The organism is Kitasatospora sp. NPDC056184, from assembly GCF_042268405.1.
GTDB lineage: Bacteria > Actinomycetota > Actinomycetes > Streptomycetales > Streptomycetaceae > Kitasatospora.
In genome coordinates, this window is sequence record NZ_JBHJUI010000003.1 from 126,926 (window position 1) to 148,372 (window position 21,447).

Below are 21,447 nucleotides of genomic sequence, written 5' to 3' on the forward strand. Positions count from 1 at the left end.
CGCTCAGTCGGCCTGGCGGCGCTGGCGGCCGGTGCCGTAGTTGGCGCCGGACTTGGAGCCGCTGCCGGGCTTCGGCCGGCCCGCGGCGCGGCCGATGAAGCCGGCCGCCTGGCGCGGCGCGCCGCCGCCCTGGCCGCCGCCCGCACCGCCGAGGCGCTGCTTGGGCCGGGGGCGGCGCGGGTTGCCGTTCATGTCGACGTCGGTCGGCAGCCCCGAGCGCTTGCCGGAGCGGCGGCGCGGCCCGGAGGAGGTCTTCGGCGCGGCCTTCCCGGCCTCCGCGTCGGCGGGCGCCGCCGGGGCGGGCACGGCCACGGTGACCGGCACGCCGCTGGGGGTGCGGGCGCCGGTGATCCGGGAGAGCTCGGCGTCGCCGGGGCGGATCTTGGTGGTGGTCGGGCGGATCCCGGCCACGGTCATCAGCCGGCCGACCTCGCGCCGCTGGTCGGGCAGCACGAGGGTGACGACGGTGCCGGACTCGCCGGCCCGGGCGGTGCGGCCGCCGCGGTGCAGGTAGTCCTTGTGGTCGATCGGCGGATCGACGTTGACGACCAGGTCGAGGCCGTCGATGTGGATGCCGCGGGCGGCGACGTTGGTGGCGATCAGCGCGGTGACGTGGCCGTCCCGGAACTGGTCGAGCACCCGGTTGCGCTGCGGCTGGGACTTGCCGCCGTGCAGGGCGGCGGCCTTCACGCCGTTGGCGAGCAGCTGCTTGGCGAGCCGGTCGGCGCCGTGCTTGGTGTGCACGAACATGATCACGCGCCCCTCGCGGGAGGCGATGTGGGCGGCGGTGGACGCCTTGTCGGCCGGCTCCAGCTGGAGCACGTGGTGGTCCATGGTGGTGACCGCGCCGGCCGAGGGGTCGACGGAGTGGGTCACCGGGTCGGTCAGGAAGCGCTTGACCAGCCGGTCGACGTTGCGGTCCAGGGTGGCGGAGAACAGCATCCGCTGCCCGCCCTCGGCGACCTGCTCCAGCAGCTTGGTGACCTGCGGCAGGAAGCCCATGTCGGCCATCTGGTCGGCCTCGTCGAGCACGGTGATCGCGACGTCGGAGAGCCGGACGTCGCCGCGGCCGATCAGGTCGTCCAGCCGGCCGGGGGTGGCGACCAGGACCTCGGCGCCGCGCCGCACCGCGTTGGCCTGCCGGGTGATCGACATGCCGCCGACGACGGTGGCGATCCGCAGGTTGACGGCGGTGGCGTACGGGGTGAGCGCCTCGGTGACCTGCTGGGCCAGCTCGCGGGTGGGCGTGAGCACGAGCGCCAGCGGGTGGCGGGCGTCGGCGCGCTTGCCGGCGGTGCGGGCGAGCACCGGCAGGCCGAAGGCGAGGGTCTTGCCGGAGCCGGTGCGGCCGCGGCCGAGCACGTCGCGGCCGGCGATCGAGTCCGGCAGGGTGGCGGCCTGGATCGGGAACGGCTCGGTGACGCCCTCGCGGGTCAGCGCGGACAGGATCGCCTTGGGCAGCTCCAGCTCGGCGAAGCTCTCCGCCGGCGGGCGGGACGGCGTGCCCTGGACGACGGTGAAGTCGGCGGGCTCGGCCACGCGCGGCGCGTTGCGGCGCGGCGGGCGGGAGGACGCGCCGGTGCGCGGGGCGGAACCGGAGCGCGCGGCGGCGCCGGTGCGCGGGGCGCCGGTACGGCCACGGGGCTTGCGGGTGCGACCGCCGTCGCGGGGCGGCTGGGCAGGGGTGGTCACGGGGTTTTCTCCGTCTGTAGCGCGGCAGCCCGGTCAGGGGCTGGTCGGCCGTAGGGAGGGAGTGCGCCGCCCCGGCCGTTCGGCGGCATGGGCGAGGGCCCGCACCGTGCGGTGCGGGCCCTCGCTACGCGAGATCGCGAGTCAGCTCGGAAGCTGGACTCAGATGACGCGGATGTTCTCGGCCTGCGGGCCCTTCTGGCCCTGGGTGACGTCGAACTCGACCTTCTGGCCCTCGACGAGCTCACGGAAGCCCTGAGCGACGATGTTCGAGTAGTGCGCGAACACGTCGGGGCCGCCGGTCTCCTGCTCGATGAAGCCGAAGCCCTTCTCGCTGTTGAACCACTTCACGGTGCCGGTAGCCATAACCGTCTCCTCTAACTGGGGCATCGGAGCCCACACCTCGTGGACCCCAAGTAGCCGCGATCCCCATCCGGAGACTGAAACACCGGACAAAACAAATGCGCCTGTTGGTTGGGACCAGCAGGCGCACACAAGCGTTCATGGGAACCAAAACTGCAACTGACTCGACTGTAGCACGGCCGCACCCCGATTGACCGGGGATTTTCTGCCCGACAGATCACGTTTGCAGGCTCCGGGAAACGGGCAGACGGCGCCCGCCGAAGCGGGCGCCGTCCCCGGCGGCACCGTGGTGCCGCCCTGCTGTCACCGGGATGGTCGGGCGGTCTCAGTGCCGTCCGGCCGACTCCGGCAGGCCGTGCGCGCCGTACGGGCTCGCCGGCGCGGCGGCCGGGCCGCCGTGGCCCCCGCGGCCGCCGACGGCGTCGCCGCCGTGGCCGGGCCACCAGGCCGCCTTGCCGACCAGCGCGGTGAGCGCCGGGGTGAAGAACATCGCCATCACGAAGGCCGCCAGGAAGATCCCGAAGGCCATGCCGAAGCCGAACTCCAGCATGAAGATGTTGCCCGCGAGCATGAAGGTCGCGAACGACACCGCCAGGATGAAGCCGGCCGCCGCGACGGTCGGGCCGCCGTGGCGCACCGCCTCGCGGGCCGCCTCGCGCGGGTTGCGGCCCGCGCGGGCCTCCTCGCGCAGACGGGCGATGATCAGGATGTTGTAGTCGGTGCCGATCGCCACCACGAAGAGGTAGATCAGGATCGGCAGCATGAACATCATGCCGTGCTCGCCCTTGATGTTCTGGAACAGCAGGGTCGAGGAGCCGAGGGTGGCGGTGAAGCCGAGGCCGACCGAGGCCATCAGGTACCAGGGGGCGACCACGCTGCGCAGCTGGAGGGCCAGGATCAGCAGGATCAGCAGACCCGCGATCGGGAACACCAGCTTGTAGTCGTGGCTCATCGCCAGGTTGATGTCCTTGTAGATCGCGGTGATGCCGCCGACCTTGGCCTCGGTGCCGGACGGCGCCTGGTCGTGGGCGACCTTGCGCAGCTCGGTGACGGTGTCGATCGCCTCGTTGCCGGACGGCTCGCTCTTGAGCAGGACGGTGAAGTCCGCGGTCGCGCCGTCCTTGCTGACCTCCGGCTTCGCCTCGGCCTCGGCGACGCCGGGCACGGCGCCGAGCTTGGCGGCGTAGCCCGCGAAGGCGGACTGGTCGAGCTTGCCGCCGCCGCCGGCGGTCAGGTAGACGTGCGTCGGGTCGGCGGCGCCGGCCGAGAAGGCGCTGACCATCTTGTCCTGGACGACCATCGACTCCTTGGTCTTGGGCATGGAGCTGCCCGCGAGGTCGAAGGTGCCGTTGTAGCCGAGGGCGCCGGCGGTCAGGGCCAGCAGCACGCCGCCGGAGGCGACGGCCACCAGGGCCGGGCGCTTCTCGACCACCCGGCCGAGCGCGGCGAACCGGGCGTCGCTCGGCTCGCGCATCCACTTCTTGCCGGGCCAGAACACCCCGCGGGCCGGGATGACCGCGAGCACGGCCGGGGCCAGCGTGAGCGAGGCGAAGGCGGTGACGACGACCGCGATGGCCAGCGCCGGGCCGAGCGCCTTGAACATGCCGAGGCTGGAGAGGACCAGCACCGCGAAGGCGACGGTGACCGCGCCGGCCGCGGAGGCGATGGCCTCGCCGACCCGGCCGACGGCGTTGACCACGGCCTCCTGCCGGGTGTCGCCCGCCCGCAGCCGCTCGCGGTAGCGGAAGGCGAGGAACAGGAAGTAGTCGGTGCCGACGCCGAGCACCACGACGATCAGGATCGCCGAGAGCACCGGGGTGGACTTCAGGTCGAAGGCCTTGGTGGCGTAGGCGATCAGGCCGTTCGCGGTCGGCATGGCGATCACCAGCGAGAGCAGCACCGGCAGCACGCCGGCCAGCACGCTGCGGAAGATCAGGCCGACGATGATCGCGACCAGGACGACGCTGCTGATGCCGATGACGGCGTCGGCCGCGCCGGAGGACTCCTGCTGGTCCAGCTGCTGGGCGGCCTGGCCCCCGAGCTGGAACTTCAGGTCGGTGCCCTGGGCGAGCGCCTTGCCCTCCTCACGGACCTTCTTGGCGACCTCGCCGAACTTCTCCGAGTTCTGGGTGGCCTTGTCGATCGCGATCGGCGCCAGCGCGTACTTGCCGTCCTTGGACGTCGTCTGGTCGCTGACCGGGACGATCTGCTCGACGTGCTCGATCTGCTTGTCGGTGAGGCCCTTGATGATCTTCGACGCGGCGGCCTTGTCGTCGGCCGTCATCGGGGCGCCGTCGTTGCGCTCGAACAGGGCGAGCGCGGACGGCGTGAAGCTCGCCGGGAACGCCTCCTCCTGCAACTGGGCGGCCTGGATGGACTCGTAGTGCTTCGGGAGGAACGCGGCCTCGTCGGTGGCGGCGGTGATCTTCGGCGCCGACGCCGCGATGGCGATCATCGCGACGACCCACGCGGCGATCACCCACCAGGCGCGACGGACGACGAATTGTCCAAGTCGGTGGAACATGCTCGTAATGCCTCCTGGGCATGGTTCACCGCAGCCCTTGGGGGACGGGACGCCGGGCGACGGATCGAGGATCGGCCCGGCCGGTGCGGGGGCACGGGCCTAGCCGGTCGGCAGGTAAGTACGAAGAGGGGATCATCCTACGGTCACTTGCTAGCCGACCGGCAAGCAATTTTTCCCCACGACCCCGTTGCCGCAGGCCGACCCCCTCGGGGACGCCGTGAAGCGGCCCTGACCCATCTTCGCCCCCGTACGACCCCCCGAACCTCGTGCTCCGGGTGGATTCGACTCCCCCTCAGGGTGGAGTCCGCTCCCCGGTCCCTAGGAGGAGGTCTCAGGGTCGGCGGGTAGGGAAAACCCCACCCCGCCCCCGAGGAAGACCACAGGGCGAACTCCCCCGCCAGCCGGATACTCCGTCACCTGCGGGTTCCCTAGTGTCATGTGCGGCGCCGGACCGCACCCCGGCGCCCGACGATCCCGGCGGCCGACCACCGCCGCAGACCCGGCCCGCGCCCGCCACCGATCCCGGCGCCGGCCGCACTCCCAGGGGGGAACCCGTGAAGACCAAGCTCGGCATGGCCGCCGCCATGGGCGCGTGGAGCGCCCGCCACAGAAAGACCGCCGTCTTCGGCTGGCTGCTCTTCGTCGTCCTCGCCGCCGTCCTCGGCGGCATGCACGGCAGCACCAAGGTCACCGACGCCGAAGCCATGCCGGGCCAGGTCTCCCGGGCCGCCGAGATCCTCGACCAGGCCGGCCTCAAGCCCCCGTCCACCGAGACCGTGCTGGTCCAGAGCGCCGGCCTGACCACCGACGCGCCCGCCTTCCGGACCGCCGTCGAGCAGGTCCTCGCCGCGGTCGACGGCACCGGAAAGGCCACCGACGTCCGCTCCCCCTACGACACCAAGGCGGTCTCCGCCGACGGCCACTCCGCCCTCGTCCAGCTCACCGTGAAGGGCGAGCGCGAGGAGGCGGTGAAGAACGTCACCGCCGTGGTCGACGCCGTCGCCGGCGTCCAGAAGCAGCACCCCGACCTCACCGTGGTCGAACTGGGCGACGCCAGCTCCGGCAAGTGGATGGACGAGCAGTTCGCCGACGACTTCGCCCGCGCCGAGTGGACGGCCGTCCCGCTCGCCCTCGGCATCCTGCTGGTCGCCTTCGGCGCGCTGGTCGCCGCCGTGCTGCCGGTCGTGCTCGCGCTCACCGCCTTCATCGCGGCCGGCGGCCTGGTCGCGCTCAGCAGCGGCCTGCTGCACACCAGCAACAGCGCCAGCTCGGTGATGCTGCTGGTCGGCCTCGCCGTCGGCGTCGACTACTGCCTCTTCTACCTGCGCCGCGAGCGCGAGGAGCGGGCCGCCGGGCGCGACCTGGAGACCTCGCTGCGGATCGCCGCCGCCACCAGCGGCCGGGCCGTCCTGGTCTCCGGCATCACCGTGGTGATCGCCATGGCCGGCATGTTCCTCACCGGCATCGCCGAGTTCGAGTCCATGGCGTACGCCACCATCGTGGTCGTCGTCACCGCCGTGCTCGGCTCGCTCACCGTGCTGCCCGCCCTGCTCTCGATGCTCGGCGACAAGGTCGGCAAGGGCCGGGTGCCGTTCCTCGGCCGGCTCCGCAGCGCCGACGCCGCGACCACCGGCGGCCGGTTCTGGAACGCCGTGCTGACCCCCGTGCTGCGCCGCCCGCTGGCCGCCACCGTGCTCGCCGGGGCCGTACTGATCGGCCTGTCCGCCCCGCTGCTCACCATGCACACCGCCAACCTCACCTTCCAGCAGCAGCTGCCCAAGGGCAACGAGCTGGTCACCGTCTCGCAGAAGATCGAGGCCGCCTTCCCCGGCAGCCCGGCGCCCGCCTCGGTGGTGATCAAGGCCGCCGACATCGACTCCCCCGCGATGACCGCCGCGATCGCCGACCTCAAGGCCCGCGCCCTGGCCAGCGGGGAGATGCACGGACCGGTCGACGTCACCGTCCACGCGCAGCAGAACGTCGCCACCGTCGACATCCCGCTCAACGGCACCGGCAACGACAAGGTCAGCAACGCCGCGCTGAAGACCCTGCGCGAGCGGCTGGTCCCCGCCACCGTGCTCACCGTGCCCGGCACCGAGGCCCCGGTCACCGGCCGCACCGCCGGCTCCTACGACTTCAACGCCAAGATGACCGGCGCGATGCCGCTGGTCTTCGGCTTCGTGGTGGCCTTCGCCTTCCTCCTGATGCTCACTTCCTTCCGCTCGCTGGCCGTCGCCGGCACCGCCGTGGTGCTCAACCTGCTGTCGGTCGGTGCCGCGTACGGGGTGCTGACGCTGGTCTTCCAGCACGGTGTGGGTGCCTCGCTGCTCGGCACCGAGGGCGTCGGCGCGGTGGAGTCCTGGGTCCCGCTGTTCCTCTTCGTGATCCTCTTCGGCCTCTCGATGGACTACCACGTCTTCGTGGTCTCCCGGATCAAGGAGGGCCGCGACCGGGGCCTGCCGACCCGGGCCGCGATCGCCCACGGCATCCGCTCCACGGCCGGGGTGGTCACCAGCGCCGCGGTGATCATGGTGGCGGTGTTCGCGGTCTTCGGCACCCTGTCGATGCAGGCCATGAAGCAGATGGGCGTCGGCCTCGCGGTCGCCGTGCTGATCGACGCGACGATCATCCGCGCGGTGCTGCTGCCGGCCGTGATGACCCTGCTCGGCGAGGGCAACTGGTACCTGCCGCGCTGGCTCGGCTGGCTGCCGGACCTGTCGCACGGCGAGAGCGTCCCGCCGCTCGGCGCCGGCGCCGGCGCCGCCCAGGCCTCCCCGGTTCCGCCGGCCGCGCAGCAGCCGCAGCCGCACCAGGCCCGGCACCGCCGGATCGAGGTCTGACCCCTCCCCCGGCGGTCCTCGGACCCGCAGACCCCGGACACCGCCGGGCCCCGCGTGACGCGGGGCCCGGCACCCGTTTGCCAGAATGATCGCCCACCCACACCCGGCTGTCATGCAAGGAAACGGACACCCCCATGCTCCCCTTCGACGAGGAACGGGCCCGGCTGCTGCTCGCCCACGCCTGCGAGTCGGCCGGCCTGCCCGGCCCCGCCGACGCCCGGCTGATCGCCCTCGGCGAGAACGCCGTCTTCGACCTCGGCGACCCGGCCGTGGTCGCCAAGGTCGGCCGCGCCCCGGAACTGTTCGAGCGCGCCCGCCGCGAGCTCGCCGTCGCCGACTGGCTGGCCGGCCACGGCGTCCCGGTGGTCCGCCCGTACGACGCGGTGCCCGTCGAACCGCGGCTCGCCCACGGCCACCCCGTCACGTTCTGGCACCGGCTGGCGCCCGCCGAGCGGCCCGCCCGCCCGGCCGACCTCGCCCCGCTGCTGCACGCCCTGCACCGGCTGCCCGACCCGCCGTTCGCGCTCGGCCGGCGCGACCTGCTGGCGCCCGTCGAGCGCTGGCTCGCCTCCGCCGAGGGCCACGTCGATCCGGCCGACGTCGACTTCCTGCGCCGGCGCCGGGATGCCTTCACCGCCGAGGCGGCCGTGCTCGTCCCGCACCTGCCGACCGGGGTGATCCACGGCGACGCGCTGCCGCGCAACGTCCACATCGGCCCGGACGGGCCCGTCCTGCTCGACCTGGAGTTCGTCGCCAACGACCTGCGCGAGCACGACCTGGTGGTGCTCGCGCTCAGCCACGACCGGTACGGCGTGCCGGGCGAGGAGTACCGGGCGTTCACCGAGGCGTACGGCTGGGACGTGCGCGAGTGGTCCGGCTTCGCGGTGCTGCGCGGCGCCCGGGAGACGGCCAGCGCCTCCTGGGTCGCGCAGCAGGCGCCGGGCAATCCGGCGGCGCTGGCCGAGTTCCGGCGCCGGGTGGACTCGCTGCGGACGGGCGCCTCGGAGGTCCGCTGGTACCCGTTCTGACCGGCGCGGGGGCGGGTGCCTCGGGGGCGGGTGGCGCGGCGGCCGAAAGTCGCCGGAGGACGGGCCGATTTTCTGATCGTACGTTTGCCAACAACTCCGCCGGACAAAGGATCTGACCAAGTGTCACCTGCCCCCACATCCCCGCAGGAGCCTCCGATGTCCGAACGCCCCACCCGCCCCCGGTCCACCCGCCTCCGGTCCGCCTCCGCCGCCCGGCTCGCCGCCTGCGCCGCCCTGGCCGCCTCGCTCGCCCTGGCCGCCGTCGCCCCCGCCGCGGCCGCCACGGGCCCCGCCGCCGCCGGCGTCTCCTGGGAGACCGCCCGCCACACCGCCTCCGGCGGGCGGACGGTCGCGCTCACCTTCGACGACGGCCCCGGCCCCGCCACCCTCCAGGTCCTCGACCTGCTCGCCCAGTACGGCGCCAAGGCCACCTTCTGCGTCGTCGGCGACCGGGTCACCGCCGACCCCGCCGCCGTTCGGCGGATCGTCGCGGAGGGCCACCGGCTCTGCGACCACAGCGTCGACCACCCGCAGCCGTTCGCCGCGCTCAGCCCCGACGAGGTGTACTACCAGATCACCGCCGCCCGGGACATGATCCTCCAGGCGGCCGGACCGAACACCCCGATCAGCTGGTTCCGCGCCCCCGGCGGTCAGTTCAACGCCGTGGACCGGCGGATGGCCGCCGACCTCGGCCTGCGGCCGCTCGGCTGGGCCGTCGACCCGCGCGACTGGTCCCTCCCCGGCACCGACAAGATCGTCCAGTCCGTGCAGACCCGCCTGCACCCCGGTGACGTCGTCCTGCTGCACGACGGCGGCGGCGACCGCAGCCAGACCGTCGAGGCCCTGAAGGTGCTCCTGCCCTGGCTGCTGGCCGAGGGCTACGGCTTCGACTTCCCCGAGGTCTGACCCCGGCACCCGCCTCGATCCACCGCCGCGACGCCGGGGGCCCGCAGGCCCCCGGCGTCCGGCCGGGCTCGTCCCACGGCCGCGGCCCGACCGACGGACCCCCAGGGGGAGGCCCTACACTCCGCCCCATGGCCACCGATCAACCCACCGCCCTCGGACCGCGCCTGAACAGCGGTCGGATCATCGGACTCGTCATCCTCGGCCCGTTCACCGCGGCCGGCGGATGGCTCACCGCCACCGGCTTCGTCCGCGCGTACGGCACCGATGCCTGCGGCCCCGAGCAGCAGTGCAACGGGTTCGGCACCGCCGGGTACCTGGCCGGCGGGATCCTGCTCTGGCTGCTGTGCCTGGTGGGCACCGCCACCACCGCGCACGGCGACGCCCCCACCACCGAGCCCTCGGCCACCTCCGACCGGGGCGTCCTGCTGGGCTGCCTCGCCCTCGGCCTGCTCGGCGCGGCCCTCGCCAACGGCTCCTTCCACCCCTGGCCGCTCGTCCCCGTCCTCCCGCTCGCCCTGCTCGCCGCCGTCCTCGACCGGTACGGCGCCCGCCGCTGGCGCGCCTTCCGCCTGGACGCCCGGCTCCAGGCCGACCGGCAGGACCGCATGGAGCGCCACGGCATCACCGTCCCCGGCCGGATCACCGACCTCACCCACACCGGGGCCACCTACAACGACTGCCCGGAACTGCGGATCACCGTCGAGTTCACCACCGCCGACGGCGAGCGGCGCCGGACCACCGTCACCGACGCCTTCCCCGCCTACGACGCCCCTCGCCGGGGCGCCCCCGCCGAGGTCCGCTACGACCCCGCCGACCCGGACAACGTGCGCGCCGCGCTCGTCCCCGAGCCCGTCGCGGACGCCCCGGTCCCGGCCCCGGCCGCCGTGCCCGCCCTGGACGTGGTCGCCGCCCTGGAACGCCTCGCCGCGCTCCACCGCGACGGAGCCCTCGACACCGCCGAGTTCGCCGCCGCCAAGGCCCGTCTGCTGGGGGGGAACGGGTTCAGCGCAGCGGCCAGCGGGGATCGATGACGGCCTCGGGGTCCTTGCCCCGGCGCAGCCAGGACTGGAGGTCCTCGGCCCAGGCGCGGAACCACTCGATCTGGCGGGCGTGCAGTTCGGCCACCGGGACGTCGCCGACCCGGTCGGGGTAGCGCTCGGCGAGGGCGACGGCGACCCGTACGGCGGCGAGGGCGTCGCTGCCGGCCTCGTGGGCGTCGGTCAGCTCGACGCCGTACACCTCGCAGACCCGCTGGAGGGTGCGGGAGCCCTTGCGGTACTTGTCCACGGCGCGGTCGATGACCAGCGCGTCGAGGACCGGCGCGACCGGCCCGCCGAGGCGGTCGGCGAGCACCGGCAGGCCGTGCCGGCGCAGCTCGGCGTCGAGCAGCGAGAGGTCGAAGGGCGCGTTGAAGGCGACCACCGGCCGCCCGGCGGCCAGCCGCTCGCACAGCGCGGCGGCTATCTCCTCCACCGCCTCCTTGGCCGGCCGCCCCTTGGCCCGGGCCAGGTCGTCGCCGATCCCGTGGATCGCCGCGGCCTCGACCGGAATCGGGACGCCCGGATCGATCAGCCACCCGGTGGCGCTCAGCCGGCGGGCCCCGACGGTGTCCACGAGGGCGGCCGTGACGATGCGGTCCACGGCCGGGTCGGTGCCCGTGGTCTCCAGGTCGAAGCCGACCAGTGGCTGCTGCCACCAGCTCATAGGGTGTGTCCTTCCGTCCTCTGCTCGAAACAGCCCCTATCATCACCCGCCCCTCCGACAATCCGGCCGGTGGGGGCTCCGCCCCCGCGCACCAGGCCCCCTCCGCCCCTTCAGGGGCCGTCCTCCGGGGGCCGTCCTCGCCCCGCCTCTCCAGCACTCCCACGACTGCGCGGCGCACGCGCCACGGGCCGGGCCGGGCCGGGGCGTCCGGGACGTGTCCGGGACGGCGGCCGCACCGCAGGTCGGCGCCGTCCGGCTGTCCGGGACGGCGCCGACGGGTTGTGGCGGGCGCGGCGGGGCGGATTCGGTGGCACCAGCCATCCGGTCCGCCACCCGGCGGACGACGAAGGGACAGGCACATGCGCACTCGCCTCCTGCTGTCCGGCGCGGCCCTCACGGCCGCCGCCCTGCTCGGCACCACCGCCGCCACCGCCCAGGCCGCTCCGAGCGACACCGCGGGGTCCGCCGCGAGCGTGGCGAGCTACTGGAAGAAGATCGGCCGCTTCTCCTGGTCGGACTGCGTCGACCTGCGGGACTCCTACGCCGGCCGGGCCGAGTGCCGCGGGCCCTACAGCGGCAACAAGTACGACCTCTGGATCCTGGTCCCGTAGCGGCCCCGGCGGCCCGGCGGGCCGGCGGGCGGAAATCCGCTGGCCGGACCGCCCGGGCGGCTGGGACACTGCGAGGGTGACCAGCACTCCCGCGTGGACCCTGCGCCCGGGCGGCCCGGCCGACGTCGAGCCGATCGCCGAGCTGCGCGCCGAGGTGATGCGCGCCGATCTGGTCCGGCTCGGCCGCTACGACGAGCACCGGGTCCGCCAGCGGCTGCGGGACGCCTTCTCCCCGCGGTACACCTCGGTCGTCGAGGTCGGCGGAGCCCTGGCGGGCTGCGTCACGGTCCGGCCGGAGCCGGACGGGCACGGCGGACCGGACGGGCACGGCGGGCCGGGCGGGCGGCTGCTGGAGCACTTCTACCTCTCCCCCGCCCACCAGGGCCGGGGCCTGGGGACCGCCGTCCTGCGGCACGTCCTGGCGGAGGCCGACGCCGCGCGGGTCGCGGTCCGGCTGGTGGTCGTCCAGGGCAGCGCCGCCCGCCGACTGTACGAGCGGCACGGCTTCGCGATGGTGGCGCAGGACCCGGTCGACGTGCACATGGTCCGCCCGGTGGGGGGCCGGCCGGTCGGCCCCGGCAGCTGAAGCCGCCCCGGGCCCGGCACCTCCACCGCGGGGAGGGACCGCGTCCCCCGCGCGGGGGAGCCCCGGCTCAGGACACCGGCCGGGAGTCGGCCCAGACGCCCTCGAACTCCTCGCGGTAGACCTCCAGCAGCCCGGCGTCGGTGCCCCCCGGCTGCTGGCCGGCGCCGCCGCGCAGGACGAGGGCGGGCGACTCCATGCCGCGGGCGCGCCGCAGGTACGGCTGGACGACGCCGAGGTCGCGGGTCTGGCGGCGGCCGCCGGGGGCCGGGGCGGCGGACGGCACGCCCTCGACCAGGTAGGCGGTGAAGCGCGGGGTCTCGTCGAACACCCGGATCTCGAAGCCGCCCTGGTCGCGCAGCGCGGCCCGGACCCGGCGCACGTGCAGGATGTTCATCTGGATCGAGCGGCCCAGCTCGCCGCGCCCGAGGCCCAGTTCGCGCTCCCGGCGGCGGACGGCGCTGCTGGCCGGGTTGAGGAAGAGCAGCCGGACCCGGCAGCCGTCGGTGGCGAGCCGGACGAGCCGCTTGCCGGTGTAGTTCTGGCAGAGCATGCCGAGGCCGATGCCGAGCGCGTCCAGCCGCCGGGCGCCGTCGAGGAGGTCCTCGACCGGCAGGTCGCGCTGGAGCCGGACCCGGTCGGGGTGGACGGCGACGACGTCCGCGTACCGGCCGGCGACCAGCGACTCGACGACGTCCGCGGGCACGGCGCCGGCGCCGCCGTCGAAGAGGGCGAGCAGCCGGGCGGCGGCCCGTTCGGTCTGGGCGAGGACGGTCGGGGTGAGAACGCGGTTGCGGGAGACGACGTGCCGGGCGACCTCCAGCTCGTCGAGGGCCAGCTCGATCTCCCGGCGGTCGGCCAGGTAGGGCTCGAAGCAGGGCCAGTGCTGGACCATCAGCTCGCGCAGCTGCGGCAGGGTGAGGAAGACCAGCGGGTCGTCGTCGGCCGGGTCCAGCAGGTAGCCCTTGCGCCGGCTGACCTCGCGCACGGCGCCGGCCCGGTGCGCCCACTCCTCGCCGGCCGGGCCGGCCGCGGCCGTGACCCAGTCCTCGCCGTGCGCGGGCGCGTAGATCGGGTGCAGCACCTCGTCGACGAGCGAGCGCAGCCGCTGCTCGACCAGGTTGAGCCAGACGTAGGCGCGCCCGGAGAGGCGGACCCGCTGGTAGGCGTCCTCCCACTCGGCACCGGACCAGGCGAGCGCGGGGACCTCCACCGGTCCGCCCTGGGCCGGGAGGAGCGAGCGCCCGCCGGTCAGGGCGGGCCGCATGACCACCGTCGGCGCCTCGCTGCGGGGGCTGCCCCGGTCGGGGCCGCCGGGCCCACCGCCACGACCGCCGGCGGGGAACACCATGCGCCACCTCACCTGGTTCCTGCTGGGAGCCGCCCGGGGCCGCTCGGAGTGTCTGCCTGCCGTCCGGCCGGTCGGCCGCACGGTGCGCCGCCGGTTCGCCTGATGGACCGCCACGAGCCCCGGACGGCCGGACGATCAAGGGTACTGCCCGCCGCGAACCGCCCGCAGCCGGTTGGACCACGGCGCCGGACGGCCCCGGCTCACCGCCCCGGCCGTCCCATCCGCCCCGCGCACCACGGAAGCCCCGCGGCGGCGCCGGAGCGATCCCGGGGCACCGCCGGAACACCGTGGGGACACCCGTTCGGGCGAACACGGCGCGAATGGCCCCGCCGACGGGGAAAGCGTCGGGGAGTATGCGGACTGTGCCGCGCCGGTGTGCCGCAGGTCACGGCTCCCGGCCGGCGCGCTCCGCAGTCCTGCCCCGACCACCGGACTGTCCGCCAGCTCTCCTTCTAAGCAGGGACGTTCTACGCAAGGAAGTCGAGGAACCATGCAGGTCTGGCCAGGGACCCCCTACCCGCTCGGCGCCACCTACGACGGGGCCGGCACCAACTTCGCGGTGTTCTCGGAGAGCGCCGACCGGATCGAGCTCTGCCTGCTCGGCGAGGACGGTTCGGAGACGGCCGTCGAACTGCGCGAGACCGACGCCTTCGTCCGGCACGCCTACCTCCCCGGCGTCCAGCCGGGCCAGCGCTACGGCTTCCGCGTCCACGGCCCGTACAACCCGGGCCTCGGCCAGCGGCACAACAGCGCCAAGCTGCTGCTGGACCCGTACGCCAAGGCGATGAGCGGGCACGTCGACTGGGACGAGTCCGTCTACGGCTACCACTTCGGCGCCCCCGAGCGCCGCAACGACCTCGACTCGGCCCCGCACACCATGCACTCCGTGGTGATCAACCCGTACTTCGACTGGGGCACCGACCGCCCGCCGCGCACCGACTACCACCGCACCGTGCTCTACGAGGCCCATGTGAAGGGCCTGACCAAGCTGCACCCGGGGATCCCCGAGGAGATCCGCGGCACCTACGCGGGCGTCGCCCACCCCGCCGTCATCGAGCACCTCGCCAAGCTCGGGGTCACCGCGATCGAGCTGATGCCGGTGCACCAGTTCGTCCGCGACCACCGGCTGCGCGACCTCGGCCTGGCCAACTACTGGGGCTACAACACCGTCGGCTTCTTCGCCCCGCACTCCTCCTACTCCTCCACCGGCGACCGCGGCCAGCAGGTGCAGGAGTTCAAGTCGATGGTGAAGGCGCTGCACGCGGCCGGCATCGAGGTCATCCTCGACGTCGTCTACAACCACACCGCCGAGGGCAACCACCTCGGGCCCACGCTCTCGCTGCGCGGCCTGGACAACGTGTCCTACTACCGCCTCGCCCGGGACCAGCGGTTCTACGAGGACACCACCGGCACCGGCAACAGCCTGCTGATGCGCAGCCCGCACGTGCTCCAGCTGATCATGGACTCGCTGCGCTACTGGGTCACCGAGATGCACGTGGACGGCTTCCGCTTCGACCTCGCCGCCACCCTCGCCCGGCAGTTCCACGAGGTGGACCGGCTCTCCTCGTTCTTCGACCTCGTCCAGCAGGACCCGGTGGTCTCCCAGGCCAAGCTGATCGCCGAGCCCTGGGACCTCGGCGAGGGCGGCTACCAGGTCGGCAACTTCCCGCCGCTGTGGACGGAGTGGAACGGCATGTACCGGGACACCGTGCGCGACCTGTGGCGCGGCGAGAACGCCGCCCTCGCCGAGTTCGGCTCCCGGCTCACCGGCTCCTCGGACCTCTACCAGGACGACGGCCGCCGCCCGATCGCCTCGATCAACTTCGTCACCTGCCACGACGGCTTCACCCTGCGCGACCTGGTCTCCTACAACGAGAAGCACAACGAGGCCAACGGCGAGGGCAACCGGGACGGCGAGTCCTTCAACCGCTCGTGGAACTGCGGCGTCGAGGGCCCCACCGACGACCCCGCCGTCGAGGAGCTGCGGGCCCGTCAGCAGCGCAACTTCCTCGCCACCCTGATGCTCTCCCAGGGCGTGCCGATGCTCGCCCACGGCGACGAGTTCGGCCGCACCCAGCAGGGCAACAACAACGCCTACTGCCAGGACGGCGAACTCACCTGGGTGCACTGGCCGGAGGGCGACGGGCCGCGGACCCGGCTGCTGGAGTTCACCCAGCAGATGGTCTGGCTGCGCCGCGACCACCCGGTGTTCCGGCGCCGCCGCTTCTTCCACGGCCGCCCGGTCCCGGGTCGGCCGGCCGGGGAGGGCGGGGGCGGCGGGTACGAGGACCTCACCGACATCGCCTGGTTCACCCCCGCCGGGGAGGAGATGACCAAGCGCAACTGGGGTGCCAGCTACGCCAAGTCGCTCACCGTGTTCCTGAACGGCTACGCCATCTCGGAGCCGGACCGGCGCGGCGGGCGGATCGTCGACGACTCCTTCCTGCTGATGTTCAACGCGCACTTCGAGCCGCTGGAGTTCACCGTGCCGGCCGGCCACGGACAGGAGTGGCAGGTGGTGGTGGACACCGCCGCGCCCGGGCTGCCCGCGCCGGGCGCCGGGGCCCGGGTCAAGGCCGGGGACGCCCTCTGGCTCACCGACCGCTCGCTGATGGTGCTGCAACGTCCCGCCTGAGCCACCTGCCTCGCGGCGACGTCCCGCCCGCGCCACGTCCGTGTCCCGGTTCGCCGACGGATCTTGCGCACCGGCCGTCGCGCGGGCCACGGTGGTCCCCGGAAGCACCGGGGACCGAGGGGACGGCCGACATGACGGGTGATCGTCCGAGCGCGACGGAGTTCCTCCTGGGCACGCTGCTCTCCGTTCCCGGGCGGATCGCGGACGCGACGATCCGCCGCCCGCCCCCGTACCGGTGGGTGCTCGCGCGCGCCCGCACCCCGCAGGCGGAGGCGGCCCGGGCCGCCGAGCGCGCCGCCGTCGAGGGCCTGATCGCGCGGCTCGGCGCGGTCGACGGGGTGACCCACCTCGTGACCCAGATCGACGACCGGCGCGCCACCCCGGGCCTCGGGCTCGACCCCGGCCGCCGCCTGGAGCTGGTCTGCCAGCTCGCCGCGACCGCCTACTTCGCCGCCGGGCCGGACGTCCCGGGCCTGCTGCGCCGGATCGAGGCGGCCGAGGTCGCCGACTGGGGCAGCGGCCTGTACCACGACCCCCGGCAGCCGCACCCGCCCGGCTCGGTCGCCGACGCGCTGGCGTACTACCGGCACGGCGGCCGCCACCCCGACGGCTCGCCGCGGAACGGTCCCCGGCTGTACGCGCCGGAAGCGACCCTGATCTGGGACGACCCGGGCGGCCGGCCGCTCCCCGAGCCGACCCCGACGATGTTCAACAGCTCGTTCAGCCAGTACGCCGACGACCCGGGCGCCGCCGCCCTGGTCGCGGCCGCCCGCGCCGAGCACGGCCTGATCCTCCGGCTCGGCCGCTCCGGGGCCGGCGGTCCGCAGCGTCCGGGCTACTTCACCGTCCCCCGGGGGTGGCGCCGCCGGGGCCACTGAGACTCCCCCGACGCCCGCCCGCCACAGGGCCGCTCACCTGTTCGGATCAGCAACGGGTCTTGCCCCCGCGCCCCGCCGGGTAGGCATGGAGGCATGACCCACGCCGCCGAGCCCGCGCCGTCACGCCCGGCCGCTTCCGTCCCGTCGTTCGATCCGTCCCGCCGCCCGACCACCGTCCGGAGCGCCGTCCCCACCACGTACCCCACCGCCTCGTACCGGCTCCAGCTCCAGCCCGGCTTCACCCTGCGCGACGCCACCGCCGCCGTCCCCTACCTGGCCGCCCTCGGCGTCTCCCACCTGCACCTCTCGCCGCTGCTGGAGCCCGTGCCCGGCTCCGCGCACGGCTACGACACCGTCGACCACGGCCGGATCGCCGAGCAGCTCGGCGGCGAGGCCGCCCTGCGCGGGCTGGCCGCCGAGGCGCACCGGCACGGCCTGCGGCTGCTCGCCGACGTGGTGCCCAACCACATGGCCGTGCCCGCCCCCGAGCACCTCAACCGACCGCTCTGGCAGGTCCTGCGGGACGGACCCGACTCGCCGTACGCCCGCTGGTTCGACATCGACTGGCAGGCGCTGCCCGGCCCGCCGGACGCCCCCGACCGCGGCCGGGTCCTGCTGCCGCTGCTCGGCGACCGGCTCGGCGCCGTCCTCGACCAGCTCGCCGTCGACGGCGACACGCTCCGCTACCACGACCACGTGCTGCCGCTGCGCCCCGGCACCGAGCGACTCCCGCTGCCCGAGCTGCTGGCCCGCCAGTGGTACCGGCCGGCCTGGTGGCGGCTGGCCCGCACCGAGCTGAACTACCGGCGGTTCTTCACCGTCAACGAGCTGATCGCGGTCCGGGTCGAGGACCCGGAGGTGTTCGAGGCCACCCACGGCGTGCTGCTGCGGCTGCACCGCGAGGGCGTGCTGGACGGCTTCCGGATCGACCACCCGGACGGGCTCGCCGACCCGCGCGGCTACCTGGAGCGGCTCGCCGAGGCCACCGGCGGCGCGTACACGGTCGTCGAGAAGATCCTCACCGGCGAGGAGCGGCTGCCCGCCGACTGGCCGTGCGCCGGCACCACCGGGTACGACGCGCTGCGCCGGATCGACGGAGTGCTCACCGACCACGCGGGCGCCTGCCGGCTGGCCGGCGCGTACGAGGCCTTCCTCACCGGCGCTCCCCCGGGCGGCGAACCCTGCGCCGACCCGCACCCGGCGCAGGCCGCCGCCCGGCGGGGGCGCGCCGACATGACCGGGCCCGAGGGCGAGCTGGCCGCCGAGGTGGAGCGGCTGGTCCGGCTGGCCGTCCGGCTCGGCGCCGCCGACCCCGCGCACGCCGACCACCCGCCGGGGCGGCTGCGCGCCGCGCTACGCCGGCTGCTCACCGGCTACCCCGCGTACCGGCCGTACGCGCGGCCCGGGGAGCCGCTGCCGGAGGCCTCCGCCGCACAGCTGCGCGAGGCGCTCGCCTCCGACGGCGAGCCCACCGACGCCACCGACCGCTTCGTCGCCGGCCTCGCGGAGGGCGCGCTCGGCCGCGGCCCCGAGCAGGACGAGTTCGCCGTCCGCTTCGCCCAGACCGCCGCCGCGGTCGCCGCCAAGGGTGTCGAGGACACCGCCTTCTACCGGTGGAACGCGCTGCTCAGCCTCAACGAGGTCGGCGGCGAGCCCGCCCGGCCCGGGCTGCGGCCCGAGGACTTCCACGCCTGGTGCCACTACGTCGAACGGCACTGGCCGCACACCATGACGGTGCTCTCCACCCACGACACCAAGCGCAGCGCCGACGCCCGCGCCCGGCTCGCCGTCCTGGCCGAGCAGCCCGAGGCCTGGGCCGCCGAGGCCGCCGCCTGGTCCACCGCCGCCGGGCCCGGGCCCGGCTCCCGCTTCGACCCCGACAGCGACTGGCTGCTCTGGCAGACCCTGGTCGCCGCCTGGCCGGCCACCCCCGAACGGCTGGTCGCCGCCGTGCTCAAGGCCGCCCGGGAGGCCAAGGTCCACACCTCCTGGACGACCCAGAACATCCGCTTCGAACGCGCCCTCGCCGACCGCGTGCACGCCGTCTTCGGCAACCCCGGCCTGCTCCCCCGGATCGAGGGGTACGTGGCGGCGCTCGCCCCGTACGCCCGCTCCAACACGCTGGCCGCCGCGCTGCTGCACCTCACCGTGCCCGGCGTACCGGACCTCTACCAGGGCAGCGAGGAGCCGCTGTACACCCTGGTCGACCCGGACAACCGGCGCGCCGTCGACCTCGGGGCGCTGGCGGTGCGGCTCACCGACTCGCCGGTCGCCCGCCCGGGCGACCTCGCCCGCGAGAAGCTGCACCTCACCACGACCGCCCTGCACCTGCGCCGCACCCGCCCGCTCGGCGCCCACCGGCCGCACACCGCCGTCGGCCCGGCCGCCGGCCACCTGCTCGCCTTCGGACGCGGACCGGACGTCCTCACCGTCGTCACCCGCCTGCCCCACGGGCTCGCCCGCGAGGGCGGCTGGCGCGGCACCGAACTGCACCTGCCCGACGGCGGCGGGTGGACCGACGAACTGACCGGCCGGCCCGTCCCGGCCGGCCCCGTGCTGGTGAAGGACCTGCTGGCCGACCTTCCGGTGGCCCTGCTGACCAGGAGCGGCGCATGAGGTACGAGGTCTGGGCGCCGTACGCCGCCGAGCGGGTCGAGGTGGCCGTCGACGGCGCGCACCACCCGCTGGTACGGGACGGCGCCCGCGCCGGGTGGTGGCACGGCGAGGCGCCCGCCGGGGACCACGCCTTCGTGCTGGACGGCGGCCGCCCGCTGCCCGACCCGCGCTCGCCCCGGCAGCCGCACGGCCCCGACGGCCCCAGCCGCGCCGTCGACCACGCCGCCTTCCCCTGGTCGCACACCGGATGGCGCGGCCGCCCGCTCGCCGGCGCCGTCCTGTACGAGCTGCACATCGGCACCTTCACCGCCGCCGGCACCTTCGACGCGGCGGCCGCCCGGCTGGACCACCTGGTGGAGCTGGGCGTGGACTTCGTCGAGCTGATGCCGGTCTGCCCGTTCCCCGGCAAGCACGGCTGGGGGTACGACGGCGTCTCGCTCTGGGCCGTGCACGAGCCCTACGGCGGCCCGGAGGGGCTGAAGCGCTTCGTCGACACCGCGCACCGCAAGGGCCTCGGCGTGATCCTCGACGTGGTCCACAACCACCTCGGCCCGGCCGGCAACTACCTGCCGCAGTTCGGCCCGTACTTCACCGACCGGCACCACACCCCGTGGGGCGCGGCCGTCAACCTGGACGCGCCCGGCTCGGACGAGGTCCGCGCCTACCTGACCGGCAGCGCCCTCGCCTGGCTGCGCGACTACCGGATCGACGGCCTGCGGCTGGACGCCGTGCACGCCCTCGCCGACGACCGGGCCGTGCACTTCCTGGAGGAACTCGCCCGCGAGGTCGACCGGTTGGCGGTGGCCACCAACCGCCCGCTGTTCCTGATCGCCGAGTCCGACCTCAACGACCCGCGCACCACCGCCCCGCGCGAGGCCGGCGGGCAGGGGCTCGCCGCCCAGTGGAGCGACGACTTCCACCACGCCCTGCACTGCGCCCTCACCGGCGAATCCCAGGGCTACTACGGGGACTTCGCCGCCGCCCCGCTCGCCGCCGTCGCCAAGGCCCTCACCCGGGGGTACTTCCACGACGGCACCTGGTCCTCGTTCCGCGACCGCCACCACGGCCGCCCGTTCCCGCCCGCCCACGGGCACCGGCTGCTCGGCTACCTGCAGACCCACGACCAGATCGGCAACCGGGCGCTCGGCGACCGGATCTCCACCGGCCTCTCCCCCGGCCGACTCGCCTGCGGCGCCGCGCTGGTGCTCACCTCGCCGTTCACCCCGATGCTGTTCATGGGCGAGGAGTGGGGCGCGGCCACGCCCTGGCAGTACTTCACCGACCACACCGACCCGCACCTCGCCGAGGCCGTCCGCCGGGGCCGGCGGCGGGAGTTCGCCGAGCACGGCTGGGCGGCGGACGCGCTGCCGGACCCGCAGGAGCCGGCCACCGTGCTGCGCTCCGTCCTCGACTGGACGGAGCCCCGGCGCGCCCCGCACTCCGAACTCCTGGACTGGTACCGGCGGTTGATCAGGCTGCGACGGGAAAGTCCGGAGTTGTCGGACCCCGACCTGGCGGCGGTGCGGGTCGAGGCGGACGAGGCCGCCGGGTGGCTGGTGGTGCACCGGGGGCCCTACCGGGTGGCGGTCAACCTCGGCGCGGGGGGCGCTTCGTGGCCGCTGGAGGGGCAGGTGGTGGCGGCCTTCGGCGGGCACTCCGCCGCCGGGGGGACGTTGACCCTGGAACCCGACTCGGTTGCCGTACTGCGCACTTGACGGG

At 74.7% G+C, this 21,447-nt stretch carries 15 protein-coding genes; 10 read left to right on the forward strand and 5 right to left on the reverse strand.

Annotated elements, in window-relative coordinates:
• Positions 1-3 precede the first annotated feature (3 nt).
• From ACFC0B_RS08275 to ACFC0B_RS08285, 3 genes are all read right to left on the reverse strand, one after another.
• The gene (locus tag ACFC0B_RS08275; protein WP_376083798.1) at positions 4-1,692 is read right to left on the reverse strand and encodes a DEAD/DEAH box helicase; all 1,689 of its coding nucleotides are present in this window, start codon (positions 1,690-1,692) and stop codon (positions 4-6) included.
• A gap of 159 nt (positions 1,693-1,851) precedes the next feature.
• Positions 1,852-2,055, reverse strand: coding sequence for a cold-shock protein (locus tag ACFC0B_RS08280; RefSeq protein ID WP_327676217.1), 204 nt, complete (start codon positions 2,053-2,055; stop codon positions 1,852-1,854).
• A gap of 322 nt (positions 2,056-2,377) precedes the next feature.
• Positions 2,378-4,576: an MMPL family transporter gene (locus ACFC0B_RS08285; RefSeq protein ID WP_376083800.1), complete on the reverse strand. Its 2,199-nt coding sequence runs from the start codon at positions 4,574-4,576 to the stop codon at positions 2,378-2,380.
• Between the two features lie 572 nt (positions 4,577-5,148).
• Between ACFC0B_RS08285 and ACFC0B_RS08290 the strand changes: the two genes are divergently transcribed.
• The 4 genes from ACFC0B_RS08290 to ACFC0B_RS08305 all read left to right on the forward strand — a co-directional run bounded on the left by ACFC0B_RS08290 (position 5,149) and on the right by ACFC0B_RS08305 (position 10,381).
• Positions 5,149-7,416 (forward strand): MMPL family transporter, encoded by a 2,268-nt coding sequence (locus ACFC0B_RS08290; RefSeq protein ID WP_376084369.1) that lies wholly within the window; start codon positions 5,149-5,151, stop codon positions 7,414-7,416.
• A 134-nt stretch (positions 7,417-7,550) separates the two neighbouring features.
• The gene (locus ACFC0B_RS08295) at positions 7,551-8,444 is read left to right on the forward strand and encodes a phosphotransferase enzyme family protein (RefSeq protein ID WP_376083802.1); all 894 of its coding nucleotides are present in this window, start codon (positions 7,551-7,553) and stop codon (positions 8,442-8,444) included.
• A 156-nt stretch (positions 8,445-8,600) separates the two neighbouring features.
• Positions 8,601-9,350 carry a polysaccharide deacetylase family protein gene (locus ACFC0B_RS08300; protein ID WP_376083804.1) on the forward strand — a complete coding sequence of 250 codons (750 nt, stop codon included), beginning with the start codon at positions 8,601-8,603 and terminating at the stop codon, positions 9,348-9,350.
• Positions 9,351-9,478: 128 nt separating this feature from the next.
• The gene (locus ACFC0B_RS08305) at positions 9,479-10,381 is read left to right on the forward strand and encodes a DUF3592 domain-containing protein (protein WP_376083806.1); all 903 of its coding nucleotides are present in this window, start codon (positions 9,479-9,481) and stop codon (positions 10,379-10,381) included.
• Here ACFC0B_RS08305 and ACFC0B_RS08310 read toward each other — a convergent pair.
• On the reverse strand, positions 10,353-11,054 hold the full coding sequence (locus ACFC0B_RS08310; RefSeq protein WP_376083808.1) for an exonuclease domain-containing protein: 702 nt from the start codon (positions 11,052-11,054) through the stop codon (positions 10,353-10,355). The two genes, ACFC0B_RS08305 and ACFC0B_RS08310, sit on opposite strands and share 29 nt — an antisense overlap.
• A 359-nt stretch (positions 11,055-11,413) precedes the next feature.
• Between ACFC0B_RS08310 and ACFC0B_RS08315 the strand changes: the two genes are divergently transcribed.
• A complete protein-coding gene (locus ACFC0B_RS08315) occupies positions 11,414-11,665 on the forward strand; it encodes a hypothetical protein (RefSeq protein ID WP_376083810.1) in 252 nt (83 codons plus the stop codon).
• A 76-nt stretch (positions 11,666-11,741) separates the two neighbouring features.
• Positions 11,742-12,251 carry a GNAT family N-acetyltransferase gene (locus ACFC0B_RS08320; RefSeq protein WP_376083812.1) on the forward strand — a complete coding sequence of 170 codons (510 nt, stop codon included), beginning with the start codon at positions 11,742-11,744 and terminating at the stop codon, positions 12,249-12,251.
• Positions 12,252-12,318: 67 nt separating this feature from the next.
• Here ACFC0B_RS08320 and ACFC0B_RS08325 read toward each other — a convergent pair whose 3' ends face one another.
• Positions 12,319-13,599, reverse strand: a complete 1,281-nt coding sequence (locus ACFC0B_RS08325) for an SAV2148 family HEPN domain-containing protein (RefSeq protein ID WP_376083814.1) — start codon at positions 13,597-13,599, stop codon at positions 12,319-12,321.
• Between the two features lie 490 nt (positions 13,600-14,089).
• On the opposite strand from ACFC0B_RS08325, the gene glgX reads away from it, so the two are divergent.
• From glgX to treZ, 4 genes are all read left to right on the forward strand, one after another.
• On the forward strand, positions 14,090-16,234 hold the full coding sequence (glgX, locus tag ACFC0B_RS08330) for a glycogen debranching protein GlgX (RefSeq protein ID WP_376083816.1): 2,145 nt from the start codon (positions 14,090-14,092) through the stop codon (positions 16,232-16,234).
• A gap of 131 nt (positions 16,235-16,365) precedes the next feature.
• A complete protein-coding gene (locus tag ACFC0B_RS08335; protein ID WP_376083818.1) occupies positions 16,366-17,112 on the forward strand; it encodes a hypothetical protein in 747 nt (248 codons plus the stop codon).
• Between the two features lie 93 nt (positions 17,113-17,205).
• Positions 17,206-19,728 carry a malto-oligosyltrehalose synthase gene (gene treY / locus ACFC0B_RS08340; RefSeq protein ID WP_376083820.1) on the forward strand — a complete coding sequence of 841 codons (2,523 nt, stop codon included), beginning with the start codon at positions 17,206-17,208 and terminating at the stop codon, positions 19,726-19,728.
• Positions 19,725-21,443, forward strand: a complete 1,719-nt coding sequence (gene treZ / locus ACFC0B_RS08345; protein ID WP_376083822.1) for a malto-oligosyltrehalose trehalohydrolase — start codon at positions 19,725-19,727, stop codon at positions 21,441-21,443. Before treY ends, treZ begins: the two co-directional genes overlap by 4 nt.
• The last annotated feature ends 4 nt before the right edge of the window (positions 21,444-21,447 follow it).